Source organism: Dankookia rubra (genome assembly GCF_004355005.1).
GTDB classification, from domain to species: domain Bacteria; phylum Pseudomonadota; class Alphaproteobacteria; order Acetobacterales; family Acetobacteraceae; genus Paracraurococcus; species Paracraurococcus ruber_A.
This window is the reverse complement of the sequence record NZ_SMSJ01000058.1, coordinates 20,727-31,908: the sequence shown is the minus strand read 5'-3', so window position 1 is coordinate 31,908 and position 11,182 is coordinate 20,727. Positions and strand designations below refer to the sequence as shown.

The 11,182-nt window shown below is 72.5% G+C and carries 9 protein-coding genes; 8 read left to right on the top strand and 1 reads right to left on the bottom strand.

The window, feature by feature from the left end; all coding sequences use genetic code 11:
* Positions 1–117: 117 nt before the first annotated feature.
* Complete coding sequence (locus tag E2C06_RS26260; RefSeq protein WP_133291548.1) at positions 118–1,263, bottom strand: bifunctional 2-C-methyl-D-erythritol 4-phosphate cytidylyltransferase/2-C-methyl-D-erythritol 2,4-cyclodiphosphate synthase; 1,146 nt, start codon at positions 1,261–1,263, stop codon at positions 118–120.
* Between the two features lie 183 nt (positions 1,264–1,446).
* Between E2C06_RS26260 and dusB the strand changes: the two genes are divergently transcribed.
* The 8 genes from dusB (at position 1,447) to hfq (ending at position 11,179) form a co-directional block, all read left to right on the top strand.
* Positions 1,447–2,541 (top strand): tRNA dihydrouridine synthase DusB, encoded by a 1,095-nt coding sequence (gene dusB, locus E2C06_RS26255; protein ID WP_241671477.1) that lies wholly within the window; start codon positions 1,447–1,449, stop codon positions 2,539–2,541.
* Between the two features lie 29 nt (positions 2,542–2,570).
* Entirely contained in the window at positions 2,571–3,737 is a 1,167-nt protein-coding gene (locus tag E2C06_RS26250) for a two-component system sensor histidine kinase NtrB (RefSeq protein WP_133291552.1), read from the top strand.
* Entirely contained in the window at positions 3,737–5,188 is a 1,452-nt protein-coding gene (ntrC, locus tag E2C06_RS26245) for a nitrogen regulation protein NR(I) (protein ID WP_133291546.1), read from the top strand. The genes E2C06_RS26250 and ntrC overlap by 1 nt, the downstream gene beginning before the upstream one ends.
* A gap of 131 nt (positions 5,189–5,319) precedes the next feature.
* On the top strand, positions 5,320–7,626 hold the full coding sequence (locus E2C06_RS26240) for a sensor histidine kinase NtrY-like (protein WP_370451488.1): 2,307 nt from the start codon (positions 5,320–5,322) through the stop codon (positions 7,624–7,626).
* Entirely contained in the window at positions 7,616–9,043 is a 1,428-nt protein-coding gene (gene ntrX, locus E2C06_RS26235; RefSeq protein WP_133291544.1) for a nitrogen assimilation response regulator NtrX, read from the top strand. The genes E2C06_RS26240 and ntrX overlap by 11 nt, the downstream gene beginning before the upstream one ends.
* Positions 9,044–9,120: 77 nt before the next feature.
* Complete coding sequence (locus tag E2C06_RS26230; RefSeq protein WP_133291543.1) at positions 9,121–9,993, top strand: D-amino-acid transaminase; 873 nt, start codon at positions 9,121–9,123, stop codon at positions 9,991–9,993.
* Positions 9,983–10,684: an HAD family hydrolase gene (locus tag E2C06_RS26225; RefSeq protein WP_133291542.1), complete on the top strand. Its 702-nt coding sequence runs from the start codon at positions 9,983–9,985 to the stop codon at positions 10,682–10,684. Before E2C06_RS26230 ends, E2C06_RS26225 begins: the two co-directional genes overlap by 11 nt.
* 180 nt (positions 10,685–10,864) lie before the next feature.
* Positions 10,865–11,179, top strand: a complete 315-nt coding sequence (gene hfq / locus E2C06_RS26220; protein ID WP_133291551.1) for an RNA chaperone Hfq — start codon at positions 10,865–10,867, stop codon at positions 11,177–11,179.
* The last annotated feature ends 3 nt before the right edge of the window (positions 11,180–11,182 follow it).

Genomic DNA, 11,182 nt, shown 5'->3' with positions numbered 1-11,182 from the left:
CTGGGGCCGGCGATTGGGGGCCGCCAACCTCCGCCTGATCGCCTCCATGCACCGCGCCATGGGCGGGCGCGCCCGCATCGCCGGCTGGATGGAGCCGCCGTGAGCGGGGCGCCGGCCTCAGGCCGGCAGCAGCACCAGCGCCGCGGCCTGCGCCGCGATGCCCTCGCCGCGGCCGGTGAAGCCGAGCCGTTCCGTGGTGGTGGCCTTCACCCCGACCCGGCCCGGCGCGACTCCGAGCAGTTCGGCCAGGCGCGCCTGCATCGCTTCCCGGTGCGGGCCGATCTTCGGCCGCTCGCAGAGGATGGTGACGTCCGCATTGGCCAGCACCCCGCCGCGCGCGGCGATGCGGCCGGCGGCATGGGTCAGGAATTGCGCGCTGTCGGCGCCCTTCCACCGCATCTCGGAGGGCGGGAACCAGCGGCCGATGTCGCCCTCGGCGAGCGCGCCGTAGATGGCGTCGCAGAGCGCGTGGATGCCGACATCGGCGTCGGAATGTCCCTCGAGGCCGAATTCGCAGGGAATGGTGACGCCGCAGATCACCATGGGACGGCCGGCCTCGGTGCGGTGGACGTCGAAGCCGGTGCCGATGCGGGGCAGGAGGGTGGTCATGGCCTGGGCCTCCACGCGGGCGAGGTCTTCGGGGAAGGTGATCTTGATGTTCGTCTCGGCGCCGGGGACCAGCGCCACGCGGGCGCCGGCCAGCTCCAGCAGCTGGGCGTCGTCGGTCGCCTCCGTCCGCGCGGCGCGGTGGGCGGCGAGCAGGTCCGGGAAGCGGAAGGCCTGCGGCGTCTGGGCGCGGAACAGCCCGGCGCGCGGCACGGTCTCGAGGATCGCGCCGCCCGCGGCCCGCTTCAGCGTATCCGCCACCGGCTGGGCCGGGATGGCGCCGGGCGCCGCCTCCAGCGCCGCGAGCAGCGCCGGGATGGTGCCGGGCGGGACCACCGGCCGGGCGGCGTCATGCACCAGCACCACCGCCGGGGTGCGCGGCGCCAGCGCCTCGAGCCCGGCGCGGACGCTGGCCTGGCGTGTCACGCCGCCCGGGACGGGGGGGAGGGCGGGCAGGCCCTCGAGGATGGCGGCGACCCGGGCTTCCTCCCCGGGCGCGCAGACCGGCTGCAGCAGGCCGACCCCGCCCTCGCGCAGCAGCGCCTCCGCCGCGTGGCGCAGCACCGGGCGGCCGAGGAGGGGGAGGTACTGCTTGGGCTGGTCGGCGCCGAAGCGGGTGCCGCGTCCGGCGGCCATGAGGAGGGCGGCGATGGTCATCGCGGCGGAGCCTAGCGGATCGGGGCGCCGACGGGAACGCAGGCGGGGTTCGTCTCAGGCGCCGGAGCCCCGGCGCCGGGGCCGATCCGCTGGTCCGGCTTCGCAAAAACTGTCGCTTTGGTGCCGCGCGGCGTTGCCGGGCGGCATCACATGGCATACCCTGCCCAAATCATGAGCATCAACATGCCTTCCGATGATGTCCGGCCCAGTGCTGTGCCCGGTTTGCGGTCGCTTGCGGTGGGTGCGGTGCGGGTCGACGTGCCGGTCTATCTCGCGCCGATGTCGGGCGTGACGGACCTGCCCTTCCGCCGGCTCGCCCGCGCCCAGGGCACCGGGATGGTGGTGAGCGAGATGATCGCCTCCCAGGCCATGGTGCGGGAGAACCGGCAGACCCTGAAGATGGCGGAGGTCGACGGCTTCGGCGCGCCCTCGGCCGTGCAGCTCGCGGGCTGCGAGCCCGGCGTGATGGCGGAGGCCGCGAAGCTCGCGGCCGACCGCGGAGCGGCGATCGTCGACATCAATTTCGGCTGCCCGGTGAAGAAGGTGGCGGTCGGCCAGTCCGCCGGCAGCGCGCTGATGCGCGACGAGGTCCGCGCCGCGGCGATCCTCGAGGCCGTGGTGAAGGCGGTGGACGTCCCGGTCACGCTGAAGATGCGGATGGGCTGGGACCACCAGTCGCTGAACGCGCCGAAGCTCGCCCGCATCGCCGAGGCCTGCGGCATCCGCCTGGTCACCATCCATGGCCGCACCCGGCAGATGCTCTACACCGGCACCGCCGACTGGGCCTTCGTGCGCCAGGTGAAGGAGGCCGTCGCCATCCCGGTGCTGGTCAACGGCGACATCCTGACCCCCGAGCACGCCGCCGAGGCCTTGCGGCAATCCGGCGCCGACGGCGTGATGATCGGCCGCGGCTGCTACGGCCGCCCCTGGTTCCCGCGCCAGGTCGCCGACTACCTCGCCACCGGGCTGCCCCCGGCCGAGCCGGCGCTGGCCGAGCAGTTGGCGATCCTGCTGGCGCACTACCGCGACATGCTCTCGCACCACGGCACCGTCACCGGCGTCCGGCTCGCCCGCAAGCACATCGCCTGGTATTCGAAGGGCCTGCCCGGCTCGGCCGAGTTCCGCTCCGGCATCAACCAGGTCGACACCCCCGAGGCGGTGGAGGCGCGGATCCACGCCTTCTACGGCCCGCTGCTGGACCAGGGGCTGGAAGCGGCGCGCGCCGCCTTCCACGCGCGCGGCCAACAGGCCGATGCCGCCGGGCGCATGGCGGCATGAGCGGCGCCCTGGCGGCCCTCCCGCGCGTCATGCCGCCGCGTCCCGACCAGCCGCGCAGCGTGCCGCTGCCGGACGCGGCGGCGATGCTTTCGGCGCTGCCGATGCCGGCGGTGGTGCTGGATGCGGAGAACCGCTTCCGCTACGCCAACCCGGCCGCCGAGCTCTTCTTCCAGCTCTCCTTCCCGACGCTGGCCACCATGCGGCTTTCGGACCTGCTGCCGGAGGACAGCCGGCTCTTCGCCCTGCTCGCCCAGGTCCGCCAGCACGAGGCGCCGGTCTCCGACCACGACATGCTGTTGGAGAGCCCCCGCCTGCACCGGCGCGGCGTCGCCGCGCATGGCGGGCCGCTGCCGGAGATGCGGGGCGGCGTGGTGCTGACGCTGCACGACGGTTCCACCGCGCAGATGATGAACCGCCAGCTGAACTTCCTCGGCGCCGCGCGCGGCGCCTCGGCCATGGCCGAGATGCTGGCGCACGAGGTGAAGAACCCGCTGTCCGGCATCCGCGGCGCGGCCCAGCTGCTGGAGCAGTCGAGCACCGACGACGGCGACCGCGAGCTCTGCCAGCTGATCCAGGACGAGGCCGACCGCATCCGCCACCTGGTCGACCGGATGGACATGTTCTCGGACCGGCCGGTCGAGCTCGGCCCGGTGAACATCCACCAGGTGCTGGACCACGTGAAGCGCGTCTCGCAGACCGGCTTCGCCGCGCATATCCGCATCGTCGAGGACTACGACCCCTCCCTGCCGCAGGTCTGGGGCAACCGCGACCAGCTCGTGCAGATCCTGCTGAACCTGGTGAAGAACGCCGCCGAGGCGGTCAACCCGATGGGCGGCGAGATCCTGCTCTCGACCGCCTATCACCACGGCGTCCGCATCGCCGTGCCCGGCAGCAGGGAACGCGTCCACCTGCCGCTGCAGGTCAGCGTGCGCGACAACGGGCCGGGCATCCCGGAGCCGGTGAGGGCCACCTTGTTCGAGCCCTTCGTCACCACCAAGCGGGGCGGCCAGGGGCTCGGCCTCGCCCTCGTGGCCAAGCTGGTCGCCGACCAGGGCGGCCTGATCGAATGCGACAGCCGCCCCGGCCGCACCATCTTCCGCCTCTCGCTCGCCATGCCGCCGAGCGGCGCGCGGCGGGCCGAGGCGGTGGCGCGTGCTGCCGAGAAGGGCATGGCCGTCCGTGCCAAGGGGCGATGATGTCCGATAGCCGCACCATCCTGATCGCCGACGACGATCGGGCCATCCGCACCGTGCTCAGCCAGGCGCTCGGGCGCTCCGGCTACCAGGTGCGCGCCACCTCCTCCGCCTCGACGCTCTGGCGCTGGGTCGAGGATGGCGAGGGCGACCTGGTCATCACCGACGTGGTGATGCCGGACGAGAACGGGCTCGACCTGGTGCCGCGCATCAAGCGGGTGCGGCCGGAGCTGCGCGTCGTCGTCATGTCGGCGCAGTCCACCTTCATGACCGCGCTGAAGGCGGCCCAGCGCGGCGCCTTCGAGTACCTGCCGAAGCCCTTCGACCTGAAGGAGCTGCTCTCCGTCGTCGAGCGGGCGCTGGCCGCGCCCCAGGTCCCGGCGCCGGACGAGGCGGGGGAGGAGGCCGACCCCGCCGAGCGGCTGCCGCTGGTCGGCCGCAGCCCGGCGATGCAGGAGATCTACCGCACCGTCGCCCGGCTCACGACGACCGACCTGACGGTGATGATCACCGGCGAGTCGGGCACCGGCAAGGAGCTGGTGGCCCGCGCGCTGCACGACTACGGCCGCCGCCGGGGCGGGCCCTTCGTCGCCATCAACATGGCGGCGATCCCGCGCGAGCTGATCGAGAGCGAGCTCTTCGGGCACGAGCGCGGCGCCTTCACCGGCGCGCTCAATCGCGGCATCGGCCGCTTCGAGCAGGCCGCCGGCGGCACGTTGTTCCTCGACGAGATCGGCGACATGCCGCCCGAGGCGCAGACCCGCCTGCTGCGCGTGCTGCAGGAAGGCGAGTTCACCACGGTCGGCGGCCGCAACCCGATCAAGGCCAATGTCCGCATCGTCGCCGCCACCCACCGCGACCTGCGCCAGTCGATCCGCCAGGGCATGTTCCGCGAGGATCTCTTCTACCGCCTGAACGTGGTGCCGATCCGCCTGCCGCCGCTGCGCGAGCGGCTGGAGGACATCCCGCTGCTGGCGCGGCATTTCCTCGACCGGGCGAAGGGCGCCGGCCTGCCGGGCAAGCAGCTCAGCCTCGAGGCGGTGGAGCGGCTCAAGCAGCATTCCTGGCCGGGCAATGCGCGCGAGCTCGAGAACCTGATGCGGCGCCTCGCCGCGCTTTATCCGCAGGAGACGATCGACGCCGATGCGGTCGGCGCCGAGCTGTCGGAAGCCGAGCCGCCGGCCGATTCCGGTGCCGCGCGCGGGCCGGAGACGCTGGAGCAGGCGGTCGAGCGCCACCTGAAGGCCTTCGTCGGCGCGCACAAGGACGGGCTGCCGGTGCGCGACCTCTACGACCGCGTCCTGGCGGAGGTCGAGCGGCCGCTGCTGCGGCTGGTGCTCGGCGCGACGCGCGGCAACCAGATCAAGGCGGCGGCGATGCTCGGGCTCAACCGCAACACGCTGCGCAAGAAGATCCGCGAGCTCGACCTGCCCGTGGTGCGCGGGCTCGGCTGATGCGCATCCCGCGCCCGGGCGGGGGACGAGCGGCGGCGCCGGCCGGGCGGCTGCCGGAGGAGGAGACCGACGCCGCCGGCCGGCCGCGCAGCCTGCTGCGGCGGGTCGCCGACCTGCTGCTCGGGCGGGGCATGACGCTCGGCCTCGCGGTCGGCGCGTTGCTGCTCGGCATCGCCACCTTCACCGTGCTGTCGAACGGCAGCCCCTTCGGCCCGACCCGGCCGGGGGTCGAGCTCGGCCTGATGCTGGTCAGCGTGCTCGTGCTCTGCCTGCTAGGCGCCTCGCTTGCCGGGCGGCTGGTGCGGGTCTGGGCGGAACGGCGGCGCGGCTCGGCGGGCTCCCGCCTGCACGTCCGGCTGGTGCTGCTGTTCGGCGTGGTCGCGGTGGTGCCCTCGATCCTCGTCGCCGGGTTCGCCGCGGCCTTCTTCAACCTCGGCATCCAGGCCTGGTTCGGCGACCGGGTGCGGACGGCGCTCGAGGCCAGCCGCCAGGTGGCGCAGGCCTACCTCGAGGAGCACCGCAACAACATCCGCGGCGATGCGCTGGCCATGGCCAACGACCTCAACCGCGCCGGCGGGCTGCTGCTGGCCGACCAGGGGCGCAGCTTCGCCCAGGTGCTGGCGACCCATACGCTGCTGCGCGGCCTGACCGAGGCGGTGGTCTTCGACCCGACGCTCCGCCGCCCCATGGCGCAATACGGGCCGACCGCGAATTTCGAGCTGGACCCGCCGCCGGACTGGGCGATCGACATCGCCAGGCAGGGCGAGGTCGCGGTGCTGCCGGACGAGCAGGCCGGGCGCGTCCGCGCCGTCGTCGCGCTCGACAGCCGTCCCATGCTGATGCTGGTGATCGGCCGTCCCGTGGACCCGGAGGTGGTGAACAACCAGCAGCGGGCCGAGCGCGAGGTGGCGCAGTACGAGCAGCTCGACCGCAACCGCTACGGCTTGCAGCTCACCTTCATCATGATCTTCGCCATCGCCACGCTGCTGGTGCTGCTGGCGGCGGTGCTGATCGGGCTGGTGCTGGCGAACCAGCTGGCCCGGCCGATCGGCCGGCTGATCGTCGCCGCCGAGCGGGTGCGGGCGGGCGACCTTTCCACCCGGGTCGAGGAATCGGCGGCCGACGAGGAGCTGTCCAGCCTGACCCGGGCCTTCAACCGGATGACCAACCAGCTGGCGGCGCAGCGCTCGGAGCTGATGCAGGCCTATCGGCAGATCGACGACCGGCGGCGCTTCACCGAAGCCGTCCTCGCCGGCGTCTCGGCCGGCGTGGTGGGGCTCGAGCCCGATGGCCGCATCAACCTGCCCAACCGTCGCGCGAGCGAGCTGCTCGGCCTCGACCTCGATGCCGGGATCGGCCTGCCGCTCGGCGCCGTGGTGCCGGAATTCGGCCCCCTGCTGGAGCGGGTGGGGGAGGAGGATGCGCAGGCGCCGGACCGCGCCATCACCGCCGAGATCCGCATCGGCCCGCCGTCCAACCGCCGCACCCTGCTGGCGCAGGTGGGCGCCGAGCTGCAGGCCTCGGCCGAGGGCGACCGCGCCCCGCGCATCGCCGGCTACGTGCTGACCTTCGACGACATCACCGAGCTGCTGAGCGCCCAGCGCAAGGCGGCCTGGGCCGACGTGGCGCGGCGGATCGCGCATGAGATCAAGAACCCGCTGACGCCGATCCAGCTCTCGGCGGAACGGCTGAAGCGGCGGTACCTGAAGCAGATCTCGAACGATCCGGAGACCTTCATCGCCTGCACCGACACCATCGTGCGCCAAGTCGGCGACATCGGCCGGATGGTCGACGAATTCTCCGCCTTCGCGCGCATGCCGCAGCCGGTGATCAAGCCCGAGGACCTGTCCCAGGTGCTGCGGGAGGCGCTGGTGCTGCAGCGCGACGCCCATCCGGAGATCGAGTACCGGATCGAGCTGCCCGAGGCGGCGCCGGTGGTGGCCTGCGACCGCCGCTTGCTGGGCCAGGCACTGACCAACCTGCTGCAGAATGCCGCCGATGCGGTGACGATGCGCGCCCAAGGGGAAACCCAGGGGGAGAACCTGGCGGAGTCCCAGGACACCGCCCCACGCGCACCGGGCGACGTGGCCGGACACATCACCGTGCGCATCGAGCCCGGCGAGGACATAGTGGCGATAGCGGTGGAGGATGACGGGATCGGCCTGCCGCAGGGCGATGAGCGCGAGCGGCTGGCCGAACCATACGTCACCCACAAGGCCAAGGGGACCGGGCTTGGCCTTGCCATCGTGAAGAAGATCATGGAGGACCATGGCGGCAGGCTGGGGCTGGAGGACAGGCCCCGCGATCCGGGGGCGGGCGGCGATGGCGCCGGTGCCCGGGCCGTGCTGACCCTGCCCTGGCGGCCGGCGCAGGATCGGCCGCTAGCAGGCGACAACGACCGTCCGGATGGGAGCATGAGGCGCGCGCATGGCGCATGAGATCCTGATCGTCGACGACGAGCCGGACATCCGTGCCCTCATCGAGGGCATCCTGACGGATGAGGGCTACGAGACGCGCCAGGCCCACAACAGCGACACGGCGCTCGCGGCCTTCAAGCAGCGGCGCCCGTCCATGGTGGTCCTGGACATCTGGCTGCAGAATTCCCGGCTCGACGGCCTGGGCATCCTGGCCGCGCTGCACCGCGAGGAACCGCAGCTTCCCGTGGTCATGATCTCCGGCCACGGGACGATCGAGACCGCGGTGCGGGCGATCCAGCAAGGCGCCTACGATTTCATCGAGAAGCCGTTCAACTCGGACCGGCTGCTGCTGGTGGTCGCTCGGGCGCTGGAGGCGGCGCGGCTGCGGCGGGAAAATTCCGAGCTGCGGCTGCGGGCCGGGCCCGAGGCCGAGCTGGTCGGGGTCTCCCAGGGGATCGGCCAGCTGCGGACGGCGATCGAGCGGGTGGCGCCGACCGGGTCGCGCGTGCTGATCACCGGGCCGGCGGGCTCGGGCAAAGAGGTGGCGGCGCGGATGATCCATGCGCGGTCCCGCCGCAACGACGGGCCCTTCGTCGCGCTGAACTGCGCCACGCTGAATCCGGCGCGGTTCGAGGAGGAGCTGTTCGGCCTGGAAGCGGGCAACGACCCGGCGGCACAGCCGCGCCGGGCCGGCGTGCTGGAGCGCGCCCATGGCGGCACGCTGCTGCTGGACGAGGTGGCCGACATGCCGCTCGAAACCCAGGGCAAGATCGTGCGCGCGCTGCAGGAGCAAGGCTTCGAGCGGGTCGGCGGCGCGGTGCGCGTGAAGGTCGATGTTCGCGTCATCGCCACCACCAACCGCGACCTGCAGGCGGAGATCGCCGCCGGGCGGTTCCGTGAGGACCTCTACTACCGGCTGGCGGTGGTGCCGCTGAAGATCCCCTCGCTGCGGGAGCGGCGGGAGGACGTCCCGGCGCTGGCGCGGCACTTCATGGGACGCTCGGGCGAGCTCTCCGGCATGGCGGCGCGGGAGCTGGCCGAGGACACGCTGGCGGCGCTGCAGGCCTATGACTGGCCGGGCAACGTGCGGCAGCTGCGGAACCTGATCGACTGGCTGCTGATCATGGCGCCCGGCGAGGCGCGCGATCCGATCCGGGCGGAGATGCTGCCGCCCGAGGTGGGCTCGGCGGCGCCGGCGATGCTGAAGCTCGACCGGTCCTCGGAGATCATGACGCTGCCGCTGCGCGAGGCGCGCGAGCTCTTCGAGAAGCAGTACCTGGAGGCGCAGCTGCTGCGCTTCGGCGGCAATATCAGCCGGACCGCGAACTTCGTCGGCATGGAACGCAGCGCGCTGCACCGCAAGCTGAAATTCCTCGGCGTGCATGCCGAGGACCGCGCGGCGCCGCAGCCGGCGGCGGCCAACGCGCCTTCGATCTAGCCGCCGGGGGGGGCAGGGCGCTTCCCTTCGGCGGCTAAGTTGGGTTAGGTCGCCGGCAATCCGCAGCCGGGGCCCCCATGTCGCGCATCGCCTATGTCAACGGCCGCTACCTCGACCAGCGCGAGGCGGCGGTGAATATCGAGGACCGCGGCTACCAGTTCGGCGACGGGATCTACGAGGTCGTCCACCTGCATGCCGGCCGCTTCGTGGACGAGGTCCGCCACCTCGACCGGCTGGAGCGGTCCCTGGCGGAGATCCGGCTGCCCATGCCGATGAGCCGCGCCGCCCTGCGCCACGTCCTCGCCGAGGTCGGCCGGCGCAACCGGGTGACGGAGGGGCTGCTCTACATGCAGGTGACGCGCGGGGTGGCGCGGCGCGACCATGCCTTCCCCGCGCAACCCGTCCCGCCCGCGCTGGTGGTGACGGTGAAGCGGATCGCCGCCTACCCGACCGACGTGGACCGCTGGGCGGCTGACTGCATCACCCTGCCGGACCTGCGCTGGGCGCGGCGCGACATCAAGTCGACCAACCTGCTGCCGAACTGCCTGGCCCGCCAGGCGGCGCGCGAGCAGGGGGCGATCGAGGCCATCCTCTACGACGAGGCGACGGGCCTGGTCACCGAGGGCGCGGCTACGAGCTTCTGGATCGTCGACGAGCATGGCGTCATTCGCACCCGCCACCTGGACCAGAAGATCCTGCCCGGCTGCACCCGCGCGGCGCTGCTGGCGGAACTCGCCGGGGCCGGCATCGGCTGGGAGGAGCGGGACTTCTCGCTCGAGGATATGCGGCGGGCACGGGAGGCGTTCCTCACCTCGGCGACCTCCTTCGTGAAGCCGGTCACCCGGATCGACGGCACGCCGGTCGGCGATGGGCGGGTCGGGCCGGTGGTGCGGCGGCTGTTCGAGATCTTCACCCGGCACGTGAAAGGCGACCTACATAATGCAGCGTGAACGCGAGGGCGGGCCGGTCCAGGCCTTTGGGCATGGCAGCGCTCCGGTCGTCGCACCGCGCGCCGTTCTCTGGGACTGGGACAACACGCTGGTCGATGGCTGGGCGGCCATTGCTGCCGGGCTGAACGCCGCCTTCCGCGCCCATGGCTTGGCGGAATGGACGCTCGACGAGGTGCGCGGCCGGGTCCGTCGCTCGCTGCGGGAGACCTTCCCGGAGATGTTCGGTTCTGCCTGGGAAGCGGCCCGCGACACCTTCTACGCCGAGGTGCGCGCGCGGCACCTGGCCGTGCTGACCCCGATGCCCGGGGCTGCGGCGGCGCTCGCGGCGGTGGCCGCCGCGGGCCTGCCGCAAGGTGTCATCAGCAACAAGCAGGGGCCGCTGCTGCGGGCGGAAGCGGCGCATCTCGGCTGGGCGCGGCACTTCGGGTGCCTGGTCGGGGCCGGCGACGCGGAGGCCGACAAGCCCGACCCCGCGCCCTTCCGGATGGCGCTCGCGGCACTCGGCCTGACGGCGGGGCCAGAGGTCTGGTATGTGGGGGATACCGCGCTCGACATGCAGGCGGCGCGGGTGGCGGGCTGCACCGCGGTGCTCCTGGGCGACGCGGCGCATGACGGCGGCGTCGCCAATGCCGCACCCGAGCGGGAGTTTGCCGATGGCGCCGCATTGGCGGCCTGGTTCGCCGATCGGTAGCAAGTGCCGGCCCCCTGCATTCCTGGAATTGCTGCAACGCAGCAAAAATCTGCGTCCAGAGGGCAAGCATCCCTTGCAACCGGCGTCCCGGTAGCGGATGTTCATGCCACCTGCTGTATGGGTGCAATCCGCGCCGGGCCGTCACCGAAGGTGGCTGCCAAGAACAAGAAGGACCGCGCCGTGGCCGCCGAGAAGTCCCAGAACGTACAGGACGTGTTCCTGAACCACGTTCGCAAGAGCAAGACTCCCGTGACGATCTTCCTCGTCAACGGCGTGAAGCTTCAAGGCATCATCACCTGGTTCGACAACTTTTCCGTGCTGCTTCGCCGGGACGGGCATACCCAGCTTGTCTACAAGCACGCGATCAGCACCGTCATGCCGGGTGCCCCGATCCAGCTCTTCGATGCCGCCGCGGCGCGCGAGGGCGCGGCGGTGACGCGCGAGGGCAATACCCTGACGATGAGCCGTGAGGTCCAACCTGCCGGGGGCGAATGAGGG